Here is a 20,043-nt window from a genome sequence, read left to right on the forward strand (position 1 = left end):
CACCGGAGATACCTGTGGGAGCCAGCCTGCTGGCGATGGCGGTGGGTCAGTCAACAAAGATGTCGGCAGTGCCGGCCTCATCGCTTGCAGGCAAGCTCCTACAGGTTTTGTGGTGCACATGAATCCTGCGGGCACCAGAGATACCTGTGGGAGCCAGCCTGCTGGCGATGACTGTGGGTCAGGCAACAGAGATGCCGGCAATGCCGGCCTCATCGCTTGCGGGCGAGCTCCCACAGGCCTTCAGGTCACTCGGTGATCTTCTCGAAGTTGCGGTAGAACATGTCGTCGTCGCGGCTGTCGGTCATCGAGTGCAGCTGGAAGCTGCGGTTGAGCCGTGCGCCGCCGTCGCGGGTCAGGGGGGCCCAGACGAGGTTGGCGCGGCGCATGGTCGACATGCTCATCATCTCGTCGAATGGGATGGACAGGTAGATGCCCTTGTCGAAGCTACCCTCGCCGTACTCCGCCCCGCTGGCGGTGGTCATCGTCGCCCAACCGCCGAAGCGTACGCCGTTGGAGAACTCCCGCGAGATGTCGAAGGTCACGCCCCAATCGCCGGCCAGGTAGCGGCCGACGCTGATGGCAGCGAGGGTTTCGTAGGGCAAGTCGGTGTAGCCGGTGATATGGCCGGTCAGCACCGAATAGTCGCGCAGGCCGAAGCCCTGGTCGAACTCGCGCTGACGCACGTAGTTCAGGTCCGCGCCGACCGACCAGCGCTCGCCGGTCGGGCGGAACAGCACCTCGGCCCCGACCCCGGCGAACATCGATTCCAGATAGCCGCCGTAGACCATGCCGTACAGATCCTTGTCCAACTGCTCGGCGTGGCTGAGCTGGAACAGCGGCATGGTGGTGTCGGAGGTGGTCAGGTACTGGCGCAGGTCCGTGCGCACGCGCGGCAGGCCGCTGGGCGCGTCGTAGGTGAACTTGTCGAAGTTGTTCACCAGGTTTTGGCTGAGCATGCCGCTCCACCAGGTGTTGCGGGTGAAGCGGAACTCGGCGTCCGCGTCCGCGCTGAATTGGTAGAGCAAGCCGTCCGGGCCGCCGACGTTCTGCTTGAAGCCCAGGCCCATGCCGTAGCTGAAGCGCTGCAGCGGCTGGGTGTAGAGGGTCTTCTCGTTGTGCGGCATCGCCGGGTTGACCTCGGTGGTGCGGTGCAGCGACTGCAGCGGCTCTTCGTTGTTGATCACTTCGCGGAAGGTCTGCCGGGGCACGCTGGTCTCTTCCAGCGCCAAGTCGTAGCGCTTGTTGACCACGGTGAACCAGTCGATCTCGTCGTTGACGCTGTTGTCCAGGATCCGGCTCGCCCGCCCGACCGCCTTGGCCGAGTGGAAGTACCGCTGCTGCTCGCCGTAGACCAGCAGTTCGGAGCCGCGCTGGCTGATGCGCTCGACCTTGTAGCCGGCGTTCTGTTGCAGGCGCTGGGACACGTCGGCCCAGTCGACCTGCTCCATCGGCTTGACCGGCGCCTTGGCCGGCAGCGGCTCGGCCGGCGGGTCGAAGGTCTTGGCCGGGGCCTTGCGGCTGACGAAGTTGGTGTGGAAGGTGATGCCGAACATCGCCGTGTTGCCCCGCTCCCACGCCGCGCTGACGTCGACCGAGTCCGTGACCTTGAACACCGCGCCGAGGTTAATCGGCGAATCCTGCTTGATCACGTTGTCCTTGGGTTCGTGCTTGTAGTCGTTGCCTTCGTATTCGAGCTTCAGGCTGAGCCGGTCCCAGGGCGTCTGGTAGCTGACGCCGCCGAAGAACGAAGGGCTGCCGCGAAAGTACGAGCCGGCGTTGACGTCACCGGTGCCTTCCATGGCCGGCCGGGTCTTGAACCGGTCGCCCAGCACGCTGAACGGGTTGTCGATGTCGCCGCGGTTGCCGATGTAGCCCCAGGCGAGGCCGGCGCTGAAATCGAAGTTGTCGAAACGCTTGTTGGCCACCACGAATTCACTGGCGAACAGGCCCGTACCGCCGACGTCCCGGAAGCCCAGGGCCACTTCGGGCGCCCAGTGGGTTTCCTCCCACAGGCGGGCCTTCACGTCGACCGCCTTGTCCTTGTAACTCTGGTCACCGCTCATCGACGACGGGCCGTAGGGCCGGTTGGTGATGGCGGTGTAGCGGAACGAGCCTTCCAGCCAGTCCAGCGGCTGCAGCGACACGCTGTAGCGGCTGTAGGGGCTGGTGCGGTTGGCGTTCACGCTCAATTCGCCGGCGGGCGACATGCGAGCGGTCGGGGTCTGCAACAGGCCCGCGCCGCCGAAATCGTTCTGGGTGATGCGCGGCTCGGCCTGGGCCAACCCGCACGGCAATAGCAACACGGCTGCAAAACGTAACTTCAACGAACCACCTCAGCCAACTGCGTGGCAATGAACTCGGCCAACTGCTGATTCAGTTCAGGAATGGGCGGATCCAGGTCGTCATTCTTCAACGGCACCAGGATCCGGCTGCCCGCCACCGGCAAGTGCCCGCTCTCGCGGTTCCAGTGCGCGATGCCGATCCGCCGCACCGCGCCGTCCGGCTGGATCAGCCACAGGTAATCGGCGTCCGCGTCGTCTTCGAGCAGCGCGCAGCCTTGCAGGTAGTCACTGGCCTCCTGCAACGGCTGATAGGGCAAGCGGCACGGCTCGGCGACGGCGCCCAGCACCTCGACCTCATCGACCCGCGCCGGGTAGATCAGCCGGTCGCCGTCGTCCAGCCGCAGGTTGAGGGCGAAGCCGACTTCCAGCGCCACCGGATCCAGGTTCGCGACCTGACGCCCGGTGACCGGCATCTGCCGCACTTCTTCGGCCGTGCGCAGCGCCAAGGCTTCGCGGCTCGGGCGGTCGAACAGCACGGCCATGCGCCGCAGCACGTCCAGGTCGAACAGCACCCCGGCCTTGAGTCGGGTCTGTTGCTCCAGCAAGGACTGACGCAGCAGCACCCCCGCCAGCCAGTAGCCTTCGGCGTTGGGCACCGCGACGCTGATCACGTCGGTCAAACGCCCGCCCGCCGGCAACTCCACCGGCCCCGGGTTGGCCACATCGCCGGATACCAGCACCGCCGCCTGCCCTGCCCCGGCCGCCAGCAGCAGGCCGGCGGACAACATCCTCAGCCGCTTCATGGCACATGCCTGCGGTCAGGGGTCAGGTGCACGATCTTCACCCGCAACTGAGAGGTCAGTTGCTGCTCGCTCTGCACGATGAAGCCGTCCTTCGGATCGACCCAATAGCGGTTGGTCGCGCGCAGGCCGATGGCCGGGACGTCGATCCGCTCGTCGATGCGCAGCACGGCGTATGCCTTGTCGAGGATGTCGAGGGTTTCCATGGATTTGCGTGCGAAGCGGCTGTTGACCTGCAGCCCGACTTCCTGGCCCTTGTAGAGGTCGATCCAGCGTTGGCTGGTGTAGCCGTCGGCGACGTGCTGAAGGCCTTGTTTAAAAGGCGCGGCGTCTGACAGCCGCGTGCCGTCCAGATCGCCTTCCAGGCCCAGGCCGATGCTGCGCACCGCCAGGCCGTCGCGCATCAGCAGCACCTGCTTGCCGGAAGCGACCCAGAACTGCAGGTCGCCGCGCTCACGCACCAGCGCCAGCACACCGGAGCCGGAAGGCGTGGTCAGCTTGAGTTGCGGATAGCGCACCTCGGCCACCTGGGCCGCCGTCACGTCCAGCTCATCCGGGCCGATGGCCGCCGACTTGAGGTTGGTCAACGAAGCGACCATCAACGGGTTGCAGCCGCACAGCCACAGGACCGCGCTCAGGCCAATGCCTGCTTTCAACGTATTCACTGTCGGGCCCGGCCTTATTTGCTGTTGTTGCTGTATTCGCTCCAGTTCTTCGCAGCGGAAGCGCCCGTACCGACAATCGACGCCGATGGCACCAATTGACTGATGAGACGGTTCCAGCGAGTCACGTTGGCAGGCCCGACATAGACGACATCCTGGGGACGCACCTCGAAGTGCGTGGCCAGCACCATGGCGGTGGGCGATTCGGCTTCGAGCTGGTAGATCTTCGCCGGCTCGACATCGAGGTTCTCGACCCCGCGGATGACGTACACGGCGTTGCCGTTGGCGGTGGTCTGGCTCAGTCCGCCGACCGAGCCGAGCACGTCGGAGAGGTTCATGGTGGCGGTCTTGAAGCTCAGCGCACGGGGCTGGTTGACCTCGCCCATGACGTAGATGCGCTTGTTGTCGTTGTACGGCAGGTACAGCTGATCGCCGCCCCGCAGGTAAACGTTCTGCAGCTCGGAGTCCTGCTGGTTGAGGCTGTCGAGATTCAGCGGGTACACCCGCCCGTTGCGCGTCAGCAGCAGGCCGGACAAGTCCGCGTTGTTGGTGTCGATGCCGGCCGAGCCCAGGGCTTCGACCACGCTCAGCGGGTTGGTGGAAATGGCTTGCGGACCGGCCTTGGCGACGGCGCCGGACACCACGACCTTTTGGCTGGCGAAACGCAGCACGGCGACATCCACCTGGGGCTCGGCGATGAAGGCCGACAGGCGCTGCTCGATGTCCGAGCGCAGTTGCTGGATGGTGCGGCCGGCCGCCTGCACTTCCTTGATGAACGGGTAATAGAGCGTGCCGTCGGAGCGCACCAGTCGGCCGTTGGCGTCGATCTGTTGCTGCGCGCCGGACGGGGCCGTCAGTTCGGGGTGATCCCAGACGGTGATGTAGAGCACGTCGTTGCGGCCGATGCGGTACTCGGCCGGCGCCTCCAGCAACTCGGGCGGCAGCGTTTCGCGCTTCTGGGTGGCCCGGTTCATGGAGATCAGCTTGGGGGTGATCGGGATCAGTTCGACCCGGCTGCTTTCGCTGGCGCCCTGGCGGGTGATGCCGAAGGTGTTCAGGTGCTGGCCGGGGGAAAACATGCAACCTTGCAGAGCGAGACTTGCCAACATTAAAAGATAAACACTACGAGTCATAATGGCACTACGCTATTCAAGGGCGAATCCAAAAACAAAGTCACCCGACTTGCGTCGGGCGACCTTGTACTGCACCAACAGTTGTTACCGTTAGTTGTGCGTGCCGGTTGTACCCGTCGTACCTGTGGTACCGGTTGTACCGCCGTTCGCACTTCCTCCGCTGTTGGATGCCGCTACGGCACTGGCAACCATTGCGGTACTGGCGGCGGGCGCTTGGGAAGCCGCCACGTTGCCCGACACATTGGTCACCGCCGTGAGCGGCGCTTCGGCTGCAATGGCCAAGTTGCCGAACAACGACAACAAGGCGATCGCCATCACTTTTTTCATACCCACTCCTTTCCGGCATTCGACTTTAATAACATCAGGCCGTCCGCTGGATGTTAGGGATCACGTCGCAAACTGCGCGAACATGAGCCGTCGTTCATTCACAATCAATCCCGACTTATAAATGTCGAACGGCACGTTTATATCTACGGACTTGAACCGGGCAATTCCAGCGTAATTTCCCGACGTTATCTAACAGCCTGACCGAAACTAACATCGGTCCAAATTGACATCATCCGCGGTAGCCCTGCGGGTGGCTCGATTGCCAGCGCCAGGTGTCGGTCACCATGTCCTGCAGGCTGCGTGTGGCTTTCCAGCCCAGTTCCGCCGCGGCCTTGGAGGGGTCGGCCCAGCTCTCGGCCACGTCTCCGGAGCGGCGCGGCATGACCTTGTACGGCACCGGCTGGCCGCAGGCCTGCTCGAAGGCCTGGAGCACCTGCAACACGCTGTAGCCGTCGCCGGTGCCCAGGTTCCAGGTGTGGATGCCGGTGCGGCCGGCGATGGTTTCCAGGGCCTTCAGGTGCCCGTCGGCCAGATCCACGACGTGGATGTAGTCGCGCACGCCAGTGCCGTCGGCCGTGGGGTAGTCGTTGCCGAAGATAGACAATTCCTGAAGGCTGCCGACGGCCACCTGGCTGATGTACGGCACCAGGTTGTTGGGGATGCCGTTGGGGTCTTCGCCCATCCGGCCGCTGTGGTGCGCGCCGATGGGGTTGAAGTAGCGCAGCAGGGCGATGCTCCAGCGCGGCTCGGCTTGGCACAGGTCACGCAGCACGTTCTCCACGATCAGCTTGGACTGGCCGTAGGGGCTGGTGGGCTGGCCGGTGGGGAAGTCCTCGCGGATCGGCATCCGCTCCGGCGCGCCGTACACCGTGGCCGAGGAGCTGAACACCAGGCGGAACACCCCGGCCGCCGCCATCGCCTGGCACAGCGTCACGCTGCCGCCGACGTTGTTCTCGTAGTATTCCAGCGGCTTGCGCACGCTCTCGCCCACGGCCTTGAGCCCGGCGAAGTGCAGCACCGCGTCGATCGCGTGTTCCCGGAAGATCCGGTCCAGCAGCGCCCTGTCGCAGACATCGCCGCGGATCATCTGCGCACTTCTGCCGCAGATGGCCTCCACCGCGTGCAGGGCCGCATCGCTGCTGTTGCAGAGATTGTCCAGGACAACAACTTCATAGCCTGCCTCAAGCAGCGCAAGTGTGGTGTGCGAGCCGATATAGCCGGCGCCACCGGTTACCAGAATCTTCATAGCGCGGTCCTTAGTCGGGAAACTTCCCAGTAGCGCGTCAAGCCTGGCCTGTTGAATATGTGTCGCAATTCACACAAACTAGGCCGACAACAACCTTAAACAAAACAAGTTCAACGACTGGCGAAAAATATTTTTCCAGCCCAAACTGTATTGCCTGCTACTTATTAACATCACCGCACTCTTGCCACTATCGGCAGATACCGACTAAAAATAACCAACAACAATAAGGCCGACATCTAATAACATTGTCGCCTTCCGCGCACATTGCCATTTGCCATCAATTACCTGACTCGGGTATTAAAGTAAGCGTTCAATCAACATTGAAACTTGCAACCTTTCGTTATTGCACGCCATTGGCTGTGCGCCATGAATGTCCAGGATATTTCTATGATTCGTAAATGCTTGTTCCCCGCGGCCGGCTATGGCACGCGTTTCTTGCCGGCCACCAAAGCCATGCCCAAGGAAATGCTGCCGATCGTCAACAAACCGTTGATCGAATACGCCGTCGAAGAAGCCCGGGACGCCGGCCTGCAACACATGGCGATCGTCACCGGACGGGGCAAGCGCGCGCTGGAAGACCACTTCGACATCAGCTACGAGCTCGAACACCAGATCCGCGGCACCGACAAGGAGAAGTTCCTGGCCGGCACCCGCGAGCTGATCGACACCTGCACCTTCTCCTACACCCGTCAGGTGGAGATGAAGGGCCTGGGCCACGCGATCCTCAGCGGCCGTCCGCTGATCGGCGACGAACCCTTCGCCGTGGTGCTGGCCGACGACCTGTGCCTGAACCTGGAAGGCGACGGCGTACTCGCCCAGATGATCCAGCTGTACAAGCGCTTCCGCTGCTCCATCGTGGCCATCCAGGAAGTGCCCCGCGACCAGACCCACAAGTACGGCGTGATCGCCGGCGAGCCGATCAGCGACGGCCTCTACCGGGTCGACAACATGGTGGAGAAACCCGCCCCGCAGGACGCCCCGTCCAACCTGGCGATCATCGGCCGCTACATCCTGACCCCGGACATCTTCGACCTGATCGCCGACACCCAACCGGGCAAGGGCGGGGAAATCCAGATCACCGACGCGCTGATGAAACAGGCGCAGAACGGCTGCGTGCTGGCCTACAAGTTCAAGGGCCTGCGCTTCGACTGCGGCGACGCCGAGGGCTACCTCCAGGCGACCAACTTCTGCTACGAGAACGTCTACCTGAAGGGGCGCTGAGCCCCGCACCGACGCACCCGTAACGTCCACCCCTCATTCAGGCAAACCCCTATGAACATTGCACATCACGCGGCGGACCTTGAACGGTCGGTGGACAATCTCGGCGTAATGAGTTGGTTGTCCCGCCATCAGCCGCTGCCCAGCGCCAACGAGTCTTGGCTGGGCACAATCTTGCTGGTGGAGCGCATCGGCATGTTTCCTTCGTCCGGCGACATCCGCCGGCCGCTGGCCGATCCCTATCCCCTGCTGGCCCACCTGAAACGGCTGTATGCCGAACAGGCACTGGAAATCGACGACCGCGACGGCCTGAAGGTGATCTTCAGCGACTGGCGGTTCCGGGTGCGCCTGTGCTGCAACGAGCCGGCGGTCATCGTCACGGTGGAAACCCGCTGCGACACGCACGGGATGCCGCGCCGGACCGCCGAGCTGCTCGGTCATCTGGACGCCTTCGAACGCGCCCCAGGCTGAACGCCTAGCGCTGGACGTCGCCGCAGCGATCCTGGGGCGACACCGCTTCACGGCCGCCGACCATCAGACGATGGAAAAACCCGGCGATCACCTTCCCTCCCGTGGCCGGATCCGGATGAATCCTGTCCGGCCCGATCATCGGCATCGGCCCGCCGGCCGCATAGCGCCTGACGTCGGCGCCGAATGCGCACTGCATGTCGGCGTAGCCCAGGTGGGCCTCTCGGGCCCAGGGCTGCAGCACCTGCGCATACGCCGACATCGGGTAGGCGCTGGAGCGCGAGGTGTCCTGGCGCAGGATCAGGTTGATGCTCGCCGTCGGCTGGATCTCGCGCAGCATCGCCACCAGGCCTTGGATGTTCTTCAGGTACTGCGCGGGCTTGACCCCGAAGCCCTGATCGTTGCCGCCGAGCATGATCAGGTAAATGTCCGCCGGAATCTTCGCCACCGCCGCTTTCCACTGCGCCTGCCAACCGGCATCGTCATGGTAGAAGTCCGCCGAGGCCGCGCCGGACGCCGCCAGCTTCGACACCCGCACGCCACGTTGGCCATTGCTCATCCACACGCCGAACAGCGTCGGCGTACCGCTCGCCACCTCCAGCCGCAACGCCCAGTCCGGCACCGGCGGCGGATCCGCCAACGGCGCTTCGCGGACGCCTTCGCCGTCAAGCCTCAACGGGCGCCAGGCCTGAGAAGGCGCCCAGCGGTAACGCACGTCGCTGGGTTCGCCGGTGCCGAGGTAAAGCAGTTTCGCCTCCGTGACCGTCGTGTCGATGGTCGCCGAAGGATGGGCATCGATCTGCAGCCATGCGCCCGGGCGCCCGGTGACGGTGCGGCTGTCGGGGCTGGCCTGGCCGAGGCCGGACACCTGCCAACCGCCACCGAAGTGTTTTTCGCTGCTGCGGGTGTACTTGAAATGCGTGCCGCCGAAGGCCGCGCCGTGGTTGAAGCCAATGTAGCCGGGGCCTGCGAACCCCGCTTCCGACGCCAGCCGCTGCACCAAGCGGTTCAGATAGAAATCCTGCCCGGCGCTGTAGCTGTCGCCGATCACCGAGATAGACAGCACCGGCCCCGCCTTCCCTTCGCGCCACTGGCCGAATCGCTCACGGGCGTCGCCGACCTGAACCACCGAGGCCGCGACCGGGCTGACGTCATCGACTGCGAACATGGCGCTTTTCCTTGTGCGCAACCATCAGGTTTGCGGCACCGAGGCCGCCTGCGCGACAGGCTTCTTGACCGTGGCCCGCTCCCCCAGGAACAGCACGGAGGTGAAGTTGAAGCGGCTGAACACCGTCGACAGCAGCACCGGCCCGAACAGGCCGAGGGTCAGGCCGCAGACCACCAGCACGCTTTCGTCCTTCACGCCCAGACGCCCCAGCAACGCCCGCGACGTGGCGGCGAACAGCACATGGAACAGGAAGATCGCGTAGGAATAGCCGCCCAGCCAGGTCAGCCACTTCGAGCGCATCTCGCTCGACAGCAGCGCGAAGCACGACACGCAGCCCACCGTCAGCCCGATCAGGCTGCGACGGTCGACGATCAGCTCTCGGTCCGTCGCGGCCACATACAGCAGCGCCAGCGAAATCATCACGAACACCCAAGGCCCGATGACCTTGAAGAAATGCCGGAAGGTGTCGACCTTTTCCTGGCCGATCATCCCCGCCACGAAGAACGGCAGCAGGTAGGTCGCGCCGTTGATGCCGAACGCATCGACCTTGAAGGTCGGCAGCAGGAACACCGCCGCCGCGAACGCCAGCAGCAGGTACAGGCGCGTCGCCGTGCGCAGCAGGCCGCGCCATTCCAGCAGGCCGACGAACATGAAAATGATGAACACCGCCTGCAGGAACCAGAAGTGGTTCACCGGAATGTAGAACGACAGCAGCGCATCAAGCACGCCCACGTCCTTGTTCACCCCGGGCCCCACCGCCTGCAGCACGGAGAACGGCACGCCGACGCAGAACAGCGGCACGATCAGCCGCCGCACCTTGCCGCGAAAGAACGCCCCGAAGTCGTTGCCGCGGATCTTGTAGAGCGAATAGATGTAGCCCGAAATGAAGGTGAACAGCGGCATGCGCACGTACACCATGGAATCGGCGATGACCCGGAACGGCGAGCCCAGGTCGATCTTCAGGCCGCCGCCCAGCGGGCCGATGACGTGATACAGCACCAACAGCAGGCAGGCCAGACCGCGCAGGGTCTCGATCTCCAGCGACTTTCTCTTGCTCGACATTACGGCACCCGCCTCATCTCGCGATTGGTTGATTCGGCCCGCACGGGCTTCTTGCCTTGCAGCATCAGCCCCAGCCCGACGAACAGCACCGGCACCACCATGGAGAAGTGCCGGGCGAAGGAGCCGAAGTCCGGCTCGAACAGCCCCTGGACCAGCAGGAACGCGAGGGGGATCGCGATCAGTTCCTTAGCCTTGGTCTGAATGGGGATGCCCTTGTAGTCCTTGGACGTGATGACCTTGAACAGCAGCAGCGCGGTCATGATCATCAACGCCACGAAGATCACCTGCCCCGGCCCGGACAGCAGGATCAGCTCGGCGGGAAACGACAGCCGGAAGAAGATGATCATCGAGTCCAGCGCCTGGGAGACGAAGTCGCTGCCGCTGAGCCACGACACGATCAGCGACTTGGAGCCCTCCTCGCCCGCCGTGCGCAGCTCGTTGTTGCTGGCGCGGATCGACGACACCGGAAAACCGAGCGCCACCTGGATCGCCATGGCGACCGCCAGGTAGAACAGGAACAGCATCAGGAAGAACGTGACGCGCGACACATACTTCTTCATCACGCAGACGCCGACCCACGACAGCGAAAACAGAATCCAGTAGGGCCGGATCAGCACGCCGTAGATCACCGCCGACAGGAAGAATCCGCCGCGGTACTTGCGCGTCAGCGAGCTCAGGAGAATGCTCAGCACCGCCACCGACACGATGATTTCCTTGGTCAGGTTCTCCAGGAAAAACGAACGGACGATGCCCCACAGGCACAGGGTGCCGAAGATCGCCAGCGGCATGCGCCGGAAGACGACCACCGGGATCGCCGTCAGGAAGAAATTGCAGAACATGCCGTAGGCCCAGGCATTGGTCAGGTTGATGCCGGTGGGCCGCAGCAGGAATGCCGAGCACTCGTAGGAAGAGCGGTCCGGCGAGAACGGGTTCCAGAAGTTGCAGTTGTCGGCCCGGGCGTAGGACATCCACAGGGTCATGGCGTCCGGCCCCGGCGCCCGGGGCACCAGCAGCGGCATGGCCACCGACAGGAACAGGCCGCTGAACAGGATCAGGAACGACATCGACGAATCGAGCTTCACCCCGCGAAACTCGATGCATGGCAACTTCAGCCCCATGCCAGCGCCCTTTTCGCCTGACCCGCGCGGGTCAGCAGCGCAATCGCGCCCAACTGCACGACAATGGCGAAGACGTTGCCCCAGGCGGCGCCCTCGATCGAATAGTGCTTGATCAGGCCGTAGCTGACCGGCACCGACACCAGCAGGCAGATGGCCGCTCCGGCGAGCGACGCCCGACTGTTTTTCGAGGCGATCAACCCGCCCCAGACGATGTCGCCGACTCCGCGCAAGGCAAAGGACACGATCAGCACGCCGAGGATCCCGTTGTCCGGACGCGGCACCGGCGCGCCGACATAGTCGAGCACGACGTTGAAGAACAGGTAGATCAGCACCGCCACCACGGCCGACACCGCCAGCGAACGCATCACCCATTTGTTCACGAACAGTTGCCCGACCGTGAACGGCTGCCCGTCGGCCTGAAACCGCTTGGCCAGCACCGGAATGCCCACCACCGCCACCACCGCGTAGGACAGCGCCTGCAAGGTGTTGGCCGCCGACCAGGCGTACACGTAAACGCCCAGGTTGGCGTAGGGCTCAAGGTCGGCGATCAGAAAGCGCTCGGCGTACTGACTCAACGCGATCAGCCCGGTGCCCAGATAGAACGGCAAACCGGCCTTCCACACGGTCGCGGCCGCCAGCGTCCCTTCCGTCCGCCCCCGGTGCACCTTGGCCACGATGGCGTACCCGGCGACGATCACCACGACGTTGGCCACCACCCACAGCCACAGGACGCTCGTGATGTCCGCGACCTGGCCGAGCATCAGACCGGCCACCGCCAGCAGCGCCCAGAGGCCAGTCTTGATGAAGAACAGCAGCGCCCCCAACGTGGCCTTCTGGGCGGAAAACACAAAAGAGTTGATCTCGAAGGACAGGTGTTCGGTGAGCAGCACCAGGGTCACGCAGGCGATCAGCGCGGGCGTCGCCGGCATCGACTGGAACAGCGAGTAGACCGCCACCGTCGCCAGCGACAGCACCAGGCCCACGGCCAGGTACAGCCACAGCACCTTGTCGATGACCCGGCGCGAACTGCCGCCGACGCTGATCAGCCGGTTGATCTCGGAGCTGAAGCCCGCGCTGTAGAACTTCGACGCAATCAGCGACGCCGCGACCACCACCCCGTAGAAGCCCAAGGCTTCATAGCCCAGGTAATGGGTGACGGCCAGCACCAGCAGGAACTTGGCGCCCAGCGATCCGCCCCGCAGCAGGAGCCTGAAGATCATCGAACGACGCCTTTGATGATCTCGTCCATCATCACCGTCTTGGCTTCGATCTCGCGGCAGGTGTCGGTCAGGCGCTTGCCGAAGCGGCTCAGGGCGTCCGGCGCGTAGACCGTGTCGATGATGGTGTCGACGTCGATGTCGCCGCCGTTGATCACCCAGTCCTCCACGCCCATGTCCTGGTAGGCGCCGAAGCCCTTGCGCTCGTAGCTGATGTGGTAGGCCGGAACGCCCGACAGCAGCGACTCGATGGCGCCGTGCAAACGCACGGAGATCACCAGGTCCGGCTGGTGCTTGGCCAGGGTCGCCTTCAGCGGCAGCAGGTCTTCGGTGATGCCCAGATCGCGGTAGAACGCACCGTCGTCGTTGCCGCGCACGGCGCTCTGCACCGCGCACACCACCTTGCTCTTGTCCTTCAGGCGTTGCAGCAGCACCTTGAGGTTGGCGACGTAGGCGGCCTTCTTTTCTGGGCTCCACGCCGGCGGCTTGCGCAGCACCACGCACACCGTGGCCGGCGTCGACGCGCAGCGGGTGAACTTGGGCTGCATGAGGATCTTGCCGGCCAGGGCCTGCACCGCCAGGTCCGGTGCCCGGTAGACGTTCTCGCAGGCTTCGAACATCGCCGAAGAGCGGTTGTCGCGCACGAACACCGCATCGGCGCTGGCGTAGTGCTCGACGATCTTGCTGCTTTCGCCGTGGAACGGCCCGATGCTCTGCGGCAGGTACACCGACGGCACCTTGCTGAGGATCGCCGTTTCCAGTTGCTTGGCGTGCCCCAGCTTCAGCTTGATGTGTTCGAAGGCGCTCTTGGAGCGCATGTAGCCGCCGCCGACGCCGACGATCAGGTCCGTGTTCTTCAAAAGGTCCGCCAGCGCGGCGTAGGAGCGGTTGAGGAACACCGCCTCCTTGACCCGCCCCAGGCCCTTGGCCGCCATCACCGGCGCATCGAAGCGTTTGTGCGGCAGGTAGCTGAAGGACTGCGGGTCGGACGCCACAACGTTGATCGACGTGTCGGCGCCGAAGTTTCGCTGCACCAGGGCGATGGCCAGGTCCACCAAGAGGCCGTCACCGGAGTTGGACGCACTGTAGCCATGCAAGATCGTTACGTTCATAAGCTGATTTCTACTTAACAAGTGGGGGCGCAATACACGTCATAGGTCTGGCGGATCATCAGCTCGGCGCTGAAGCGCTCGCGCACGATCCGGCGGCTTTCAAGGCCCAGGGCGGTCAGCCCCGGCTTGTGGATCCGCATCAGGCGGTCGGCCAGCGCCTGGTGGTCGCCGGCGGGGAAGATGTAGCCGGACACCCCGTGGGTGACCAGTTCCGGCAGGGACGTGCAGTCGCTGGCGATCACCGGCACGCCCATGGACATGCCCTCCAGCGGCACCATCGCGAACCCTTCCCAGCGGCTGGGCACGATCAGCGCATCGGCCTGGCGGTACAAGGCGTGGACTTCGGCCGGGGTCACCCACGGCAGGTACTCGACCCCGTCCATCGGCGGGGGCGCGACCGCGTCTTCGTTAACCGCGCTGCCCACCACCGTGAGCTTGAGGTCGGTGCGGCGCACTTCGGCAAAGGCCTTGAGCAGCACATCGAAGCCCTTCTGGTAGTCGAGACGGCCCACGAACAACAGGCGGATCGGCTCCGCGCCGGCGGCCTTGGGCACCTCGTCCTTGGGCGGTATGCCGTTGTAGATCAGGGTCATGCGTTTGCGGTCGATGCCGAACGCGGCGGCCTTGTCCAGCTCGTAGCGGCTGACGCAGATGATTTTGTCGGTGACGTTCTGCAGCAGCCGCTCGATCAGCGAATAGAGCTTGCGCTTGGCCGGCGAGCCTTCCATCAGGAACGAAAAGGCATGGGGGCAATAGACGATCTTCGGCGACCGCCAGGGCCGCAGAAGCAGGCACACGCAACGACCGATCACCCCGGAAAAAGTACTGTGCAGGTGCACCACATCGGGCTTTTCCTTGAGCATCACCTGCATCAGCCGCCAGGCGAAGCGCAGCATCGACAGCGCATTGCGCCCGCTCCTTTCGAAGGTGCGGATCTGCCCTCCGTCGATGCCATGCAGCTCCTGTTTCTGATCCTTGGGCACCAGATAGATCAGTTCGTAGTTCGAGGTTTCGTCGTCGGGCGACGCCGATATCGTGCGGATCACCGTCGCGACGCCGCCTTTTATCGTTTCAGCCACGTGCAGAATTTTTTTCACAACCCACCCACTTCCTTGCCAAATGGAACCGTCGCCCGACTCAGGACTTGTCGGACGCGTATTCGTAGCTGTAGTAACCGTAGCCGCCGTTGCCGTAGTAACTGGCCGCGCGCTTCTCGACGCCGTTGAACACCGCGCCTTTGAGTTCGATGCCGTTCTGGGCGAACCGGCGGATCGTCAGTTCGATTTCCTTGGCGGGGTTCACCGCGAACCGGGTGACGATCAGGCTGATCCCCGCTTCGCGGCCGACGATGGCCGCGTCCGTCACGGCCAGCAGCGGCGGCGTATCGATGATCACCACGTCGTAGCGCTCGCTGAGCTCGGCCAGAAGATCGCGGAAGTTGGCGTGCATCAGCAGTTCCGACGGATTGGGCGGCACCTGCCCGCGGCTGATGAAGTGCAGGTTGTCGACCTCGACCTTGTGGATCGCCTGCTCAAGGCTGCAGCGCTTGACCAGCAGGTCCGACAGGCCGTTGGCGATGGGCGTGTTGAGCGTCTTGTGCAGATGCCCCTTGCGCATGTCCGCGTCGATCAGCACCACCCGCTGGCCGCTTTGCGCCATGACCGCCGCCAGGTTCGAAGACACGAACGTCTTGCCGACCTGCGGGCTGGGGCCGGAGATCATGATCCGGTTGTTGGTCGAGTCCAGCCCGGCGAAGTGCAGGCAGGTGCGCAGGCTGCGGATCGACTCGATGGACAGGTCCGTCGGGTTGCGCAGGGCCAGCAGGTAAGCGGGCTGGGTCTCGGCCTGCTTGGCCCGGACTTTCTTGCTGTCTTCTTCCTTCTGCAGGGCGCTGTAGGGAATCGACGCGTACACCGGCAGGCCGAGCTGTTCAATGGCCTCCGGGCCTTCCAGCCCCCGGCTCATGGACTTGCGCACCAGCACCAGCGCCACGCCGACGAAGGCACCGAAGAACGTCGCGATCAGCACGATCAGGGCCTTGCGCGGCTTGATCGGGTTGGTCATGTCCACATCCGCCGGATCCACCAGCCGCACGTTGCCCACGGCACCGGCGCGGACGATGTCCAGCTCCTGGGCCTTGTTCAGCAATTGGGTGTAGATCTGCGAGGCCACTTCCACGTCGCGGGTCAGGTTCAGCAGTTCCTGCTGGGTGGCCGGCAGGTCCTGCACCTTGCTCTCCAGCGAGCGCTGCTGCTGGGTCAGCTCACCGATCTGGGTCATCAGGGCGCGGTAGGCCGGGTGCTGCTTGGTGAACTTGCGGTCCATCTCCGCCTGCTGCATCTTCAGCTCGGAGAGCTTGGTGTCCAGGCCGACGGCCTGGCCCAGCACCGACTGGGTCTCCAGGGAGATGTTCACGGTCTTGCCGCGGGTCTGGTAGGCGTTGAGCGCTTCGCTGGCCTTGGCCAGGTCGCGCTTGACCTGGGGCAGTTGGCCCTGGAGGAAGTTCAGGCTCTGCGCCGCTTCGGCCGAGGTGCGCTGCACGTTCTGCTGCACGTACAGCGCCGAGATCTTGTTGAGGATCCGCACCGCCTCGGGCGCATCGCTGCTGGCCAGGGCCAGGCGGATGATCCCCGATTCCTTGCCTTGCTCGGCGATGTCCAAGGCGTCCTGGTAGCTCTGGATCGTGACGATGCGTGGGTTGCGCACCACCTCGAAACGGGTGCCGGGGTTGGCTTGCAGCCGTCCGATCAGCCCGGCGACGCCGTCCTGGTCGAAGGCGCTGCCGGCCACGCCTTCGGCCAGCAGGTTGTCGTTGTCGTCCAACAGCTGGAAGCGGTGCTGCTCGCCCGCGATCAGGGTGAGTTTCTTGCCCAGCAGTTCCTTGGGCAGGTCAAGGCGCTCGATGTCCAGGCGCTCGCCGCCCCAGGCGTAGCTGTTGAGGCCGAAGCGCGGGCGCGAGACGCTGTCTTCGCTGTCGCCCCGATAGCGCCGGGCCAGGAAGCCGCCGATCACCGGGAAGGTGTTGGGCGTGACGTCGATGTCCAGGCGCAGGTCGTCGACGGTGCGGCCGATCACTGCCCGGGACTTGATGATGCCGATCTCGGTCACCGACGGCGACTGCCCGCCCAGCATGCTGCTCAGGTCGGAGAACCCGAGCATGTCGTTCTTTTTCGGTTCGACCTGGACCAGCGCGTTCGCCAGGTACACCGGCGTCGACAGCACGGCGTAGGCCACGCCGGTCATCATGAAGGCGCCCGTGAAGGCGCCGATCAACCATTTGCGGTCGATCAACGAACCAAAGATGCCGAGGATATCAATGCTGTCTTGATCATTGTCCCGGGTGCCGACTACTGACGGTAACTGCATAAGTCTGTTCTTACCATTCACTGAACTGAAGAATATTCATCAACGCCCGAGGCGTTGCGCCCAAGAGCAAACAGCATCTTCAATCAATGCATGCGCATGAATAAAAGCGGCCTTTCCCTGACGGTACGGATCCGGTATTTCCCGCTCGCTTTGCCACTTGCCGAGCAGAAACACTTTGCCCCTGGCGTGGGACGCGATCTTCAATACTTGTTTTACATGTTCTTTTTCCATGACCAGGACCAAGTCGGCGTCATTGACGATGTCCGACGTGATCTGCCGCGCCCGGAAACCTTCGGCGCTGTGGCCGTGTTCTTCCACCACCTGGCGCGCGGACGCTTCCATGGCTTCGCCGACCCGGGCGGACAGCCCGGCGGACGCGACCGTGACGCCGGCCGGCGCCAGTGCATCACGCAACAACAGTTCGGCTGTCGGACTTCGGCAGATGTTGCCCACGCAGACGACAAGGATCTTTTTGAACAAGGTTTACTTTCCTGTGTAATATCATTCTGCCAATACCGCTCGCGGTCTTAATGAACCCACGAGACATTTCTGCGTTCAGAAATAGATTCGCCCTGTTAATTGAGTGCATTAAGTACCATGCCGCCGGAAAGTCCCCCAACCAGAATTGCCGGACCAAAAATAACTGTGATTTTCACAAGTTGATTCCTGACAAAAAATAACATTCGTGCACTTCGCGCACTTGCGCCTATCGAATCAGATAACGCAAACAACGATTGCTAGTGTCATTTCTCATCAGGAGAGCAGACATGTATTCAGCACATCTCAAACGGCTCGGCGCCCTCGCCTTCTTGCTGCTCGGCGCCAGCGCCCAGGCCCACGCCAGCGAACTGTTTCCGGCCCTGACCGGCACCCGCACCATCGGCGTTCAGGTCAAGATCCAGAACTTCTCTTCCGCCGACGCCGCCCAGATCAAGGCGGCGGGCTTCAGCTTCGTGCGCTTGGGCGTCTGGAGCGACAGCCTGGGTGATCCGGCCTATCAGCGGCAGATCGGCGACGCCTTCGCCGTCGCCCGGGCAGCCGGGTTGCCAGTGCTGATGACCGTGCGCGCCACCCGCCCCCTGAGCGCAGAGCCCGCAGCGGCGGGCGGCGCGTTCGCCGGCGCGGTGACGAGCCTGGAAGCGTCCTACCGCACGCAATTGGTGGCGATCGAGATCTGGAACGAACCGGATCTGGCCACGTACTGGCCGACCGGCAACTTCGACACGACGTTCGCGCCGTTCATGAAAGCCATGTGCCAGTCGCTGCAAGGCAAAATCACATCCACACCCGTGATCGGCTTCGGCTTCGCCCGACCGCCGAGCGCAGGGTCGGCCTCGACCGTTGCGCTGAACAGCATCGTCAGCGCCTACCCCGACTGCCTGGACGCGGTGTCCTATCACCCCTACGGCATGACCGCCGCGCAGATCGGCAATGCCCAGGCGTTCATCCAGCAGAACTTCCACCTGCCGGGGGTCATCAGCGAATGGGGCATCTCGGCGCTCGGCTCCAACGGCGGCCCCGAAGGCCAGGCCAGCAAGATCGGGGCGTTCATCGGCGACGTTAAACGGCTCAACATCCCGTTGACCTCGATCTATGAATGGAAAAACAGCGATTCGGGCAGCAACGACCGGGAACGCAACTTCGGCCTGCTGACCTCCGACGGCCAGCCGAAACCGGCGCAACTGACGGCCCGCACGCAACTGAACGCGCAATAGCCGCCCTCCACCCATCTGTCGCTTTGAACCTGCGGGCGGTTTCGCCATCGAATCCATCGACACCGCGCCCCCGCCTTTCAAACAGCCGTTTTCAGGTTGTTGCCCCGGGGGCCGCCGATCCGCGTTCATGCCCTTGAGCGGCTGTCAGCGCTCGGGTAATGTCATCAGACCCCTAGGACAGAGCACGCTCATGACTTCCAAGCTGGAACAACTGAAACAATTCACCACCGTCGTTGCCGACACCGGCGACTTCGAAGCCATCGCCCGGGTCAAGCCGGTCGATGCGACCACCAACCCTTCCCTGCTGCTCAAGGCGGCCGCCATTCCGGCCTACGCCGAGCTGCTGAACGCCAGCGTCAGCGACTGCAAGGGCGACGTGGGCCTGGCCAGCGACCGCTTCGGCGTCGCGGTGGGCCAGGAAATCCTGAAAGTGATCCCCGGGCGCATCTCCACCGAAGTGGATGCGCGCCTGTCGTTCGACCAGGACGCCATGCTCAAGCGTGCGCACCGCCTGATCGAGCTGTACGACAAGGCCGGCATCGGCCGCGACCGCGTGCTGATCAAGATCGCCTCTACCTGGGAAGGCATCCGCGCCGCCGAGATCCTGGAGAAAGAAGGCATCCAGACCAACCTGACCCTGCTGTTCTCCTTCGCCCAGGCCGCCGCCTGCGCCGATGCCGGCGTGTTCCTGATCTCGCCGTTCGTGGGCCGCATCTACGACTGGTACAAGAAGGCCAACGGCAACGAGTACACCGGTGCCGACGATCCGGGCGTGCAGTCGGTGACCCGCATCTACAACTACTACAAGGCCAACGGCTACAAGACCGTGGTCATGGGCGCCAGCTTCCGCAACCTGAGCCAGATCGAACAGCTGGCCGGCTGCGACCGCCTGACCATCAGCCCCGACCTGATCGACAAGCTGGCCGCAGACACCGGCAAGCTGGAGCGCAAACTGGCGCCGGGCCACACCGGCGAAGCCCGTCTGCCGCTGAACGAAGCGCAGTTCCGCTGGCTGTCCAACGAAGACGCGATGGCCACCGAGAAACTGGCCGAAGGCATCCGCCAGTTCGCCCGCGACCAGGAAAAGCTCGAAGCGCTGCTCAAAGCCAAGCTGTGACCGGCTGACGGCCAACGCAAAAAGGGCGAACC

The 20,043-nt window shown here is 63.9% G+C and carries 18 protein-coding genes; 4 read left to right on the forward strand and 14 right to left on the reverse strand.

The annotated features are described in order from the left end of the window. Positions 1 to 245: 245 nt before the first annotated feature. The 6 genes from CAG31_RS20325 to galE form a co-directional block, all read right to left on the reverse strand. Positions 246 to 2,324 (reverse strand): YjbH domain-containing protein, encoded by a 2,079-nt coding sequence (locus CAG31_RS20325; RefSeq protein ID WP_085584469.1) that lies wholly within the window; start codon positions 2,322 to 2,324, stop codon positions 246 to 248. Next, a complete protein-coding gene (locus tag CAG31_RS20330) occupies positions 2,321 to 3,085 on the reverse strand; it encodes a capsule biosynthesis GfcC family protein (protein ID WP_085584472.1) in 765 nt (254 codons plus the stop codon). The genes CAG31_RS20325 and CAG31_RS20330 overlap by 4 nt, the downstream gene beginning before the upstream one ends. Continuing rightward, on the reverse strand, positions 3,082 to 3,747 hold the full coding sequence (locus CAG31_RS20335) for a YjbF family lipoprotein (protein ID WP_085584474.1): 666 nt from the start codon (positions 3,745 to 3,747) through the stop codon (positions 3,082 to 3,084). Before CAG31_RS20335 ends, CAG31_RS20330 begins: the two co-directional genes overlap by 4 nt. Positions 3,748 to 3,761: 14 nt before the next feature. Continuing rightward, complete coding sequence (locus CAG31_RS20340) at positions 3,762 to 4,823, reverse strand: polysaccharide biosynthesis/export family protein (protein ID WP_085584476.1); 1,062 nt, start codon at positions 4,821 to 4,823, stop codon at positions 3,762 to 3,764. A 144-nt stretch (positions 4,824 to 4,967) separates the two neighbouring features. Continuing rightward, positions 4,968 to 5,204 carry a hypothetical protein gene (locus CAG31_RS20345; RefSeq protein WP_085584478.1) on the reverse strand — a complete coding sequence of 79 codons (237 nt, stop codon included), beginning with the start codon at positions 5,202 to 5,204 and terminating at the stop codon, positions 4,968 to 4,970. Positions 5,205 to 5,433: 229 nt separating this feature from the next. Continuing rightward, entirely contained in the window at positions 5,434 to 6,450 is a 1,017-nt protein-coding gene (gene galE / locus CAG31_RS20350; RefSeq protein ID WP_085584480.1) for a UDP-glucose 4-epimerase GalE, read from the reverse strand. A gap of 387 nt (positions 6,451 to 6,837) precedes the next feature. Between galE and galU the strand changes: the two genes are divergently transcribed. Further along, positions 6,838 to 7,671 (forward strand): UTP--glucose-1-phosphate uridylyltransferase GalU, encoded by an 834-nt coding sequence (gene galU, locus CAG31_RS20355; protein ID WP_085584483.1) that lies wholly within the window; start codon positions 6,838 to 6,840, stop codon positions 7,669 to 7,671. Between the two features lie 51 nt (positions 7,672 to 7,722). Beyond that, the gene (locus CAG31_RS20360; RefSeq protein WP_085584485.1) at positions 7,723 to 8,139 is read left to right on the forward strand and encodes a mannose-1-phosphate guanylyltransferase; all 417 of its coding nucleotides are present in this window, start codon (positions 7,723 to 7,725) and stop codon (positions 8,137 to 8,139) included. Positions 8,140 to 8,143: 4 nt separating this feature from the next. On the opposite strand, the gene CAG31_RS20365 is transcribed toward CAG31_RS20360, so the two are convergent. The 8 genes from CAG31_RS20365 to CAG31_RS20400 are packed head-to-tail and all read right to left on the reverse strand — an operon-like array spanning position 8,144 to position 17,659. Beyond that, positions 8,144 to 9,304 carry an SGNH/GDSL hydrolase family protein gene (locus tag CAG31_RS20365; protein ID WP_085584487.1) on the reverse strand — a complete coding sequence of 387 codons (1,161 nt, stop codon included), beginning with the start codon at positions 9,302 to 9,304 and terminating at the stop codon, positions 8,144 to 8,146. Positions 9,305 to 9,328: 24 nt separating this feature from the next. Further along, complete coding sequence (locus tag CAG31_RS20370) at positions 9,329 to 10,366, reverse strand: acyltransferase family protein (protein ID WP_085584489.1); 1,038 nt, start codon at positions 10,364 to 10,366, stop codon at positions 9,329 to 9,331. After that, complete coding sequence (locus CAG31_RS20375) at positions 10,366 to 11,484, reverse strand: hypothetical protein (protein WP_085584491.1); 1,119 nt, start codon at positions 11,482 to 11,484, stop codon at positions 10,366 to 10,368. Before CAG31_RS20375 ends, CAG31_RS20370 begins: the two co-directional genes overlap by 1 nt. Beyond that, on the reverse strand, positions 11,475 to 12,704 hold the full coding sequence (locus CAG31_RS20380) for a phosphoribosylaminoimidazole carboxylase (RefSeq protein ID WP_085584493.1): 1,230 nt from the start codon (positions 12,702 to 12,704) through the stop codon (positions 11,475 to 11,477). The genes CAG31_RS20375 and CAG31_RS20380 overlap by 10 nt, the downstream gene beginning before the upstream one ends. Next, a complete protein-coding gene (locus tag CAG31_RS20385; protein WP_085584495.1) occupies positions 12,701 to 13,813 on the reverse strand; it encodes a polysaccharide pyruvyl transferase family protein in 1,113 nt (370 codons plus the stop codon). The genes CAG31_RS20380 and CAG31_RS20385 overlap by 4 nt, the downstream gene beginning before the upstream one ends. Positions 13,814 to 13,827: 14 nt before the next feature. After that, complete coding sequence (locus tag CAG31_RS20390) at positions 13,828 to 14,910, reverse strand: glycosyltransferase (RefSeq protein WP_085584497.1); 1,083 nt, start codon at positions 14,908 to 14,910, stop codon at positions 13,828 to 13,830. A 40-nt stretch (positions 14,911 to 14,950) separates the two neighbouring features. Further along, on the reverse strand, positions 14,951 to 17,179 hold the full coding sequence (locus CAG31_RS20395) for a polysaccharide biosynthesis tyrosine autokinase (protein ID WP_085584499.1): 2,229 nt from the start codon (positions 17,177 to 17,179) through the stop codon (positions 14,951 to 14,953). A 39-nt stretch (positions 17,180 to 17,218) separates the two neighbouring features. Next, positions 17,219 to 17,659 carry a low molecular weight protein-tyrosine-phosphatase gene (locus tag CAG31_RS20400; protein ID WP_085584501.1) on the reverse strand — a complete coding sequence of 147 codons (441 nt, stop codon included), beginning with the start codon at positions 17,657 to 17,659 and terminating at the stop codon, positions 17,219 to 17,221. Positions 17,660 to 17,946: 287 nt separating this feature from the next. Here CAG31_RS20400 and CAG31_RS20405 point away from each other — a divergent pair, with 287 nt between their 5' ends. Further along, positions 17,947 to 18,894 (forward strand): glycosyl hydrolase family 5, encoded by a 948-nt coding sequence (locus tag CAG31_RS20405; RefSeq protein ID WP_085584503.1) that lies wholly within the window; start codon positions 17,947 to 17,949, stop codon positions 18,892 to 18,894. Positions 18,895 to 19,084: 190 nt separating this feature from the next. Continuing rightward, positions 19,085 to 20,011 (forward strand): transaldolase, encoded by a 927-nt coding sequence (gene tal / locus CAG31_RS20410; protein WP_085584505.1) that lies wholly within the window; start codon positions 19,085 to 19,087, stop codon positions 20,009 to 20,011. Positions 20,012 to 20,043: the final 32 nt, after the last annotated feature.

This window comes from Pseudomonas sp. R25(2017) (assembly GCF_002112565.1).
GTDB lineage: Bacteria > Pseudomonadota > Gammaproteobacteria > Pseudomonadales > Pseudomonadaceae > Aquipseudomonas > Aquipseudomonas ekonensis.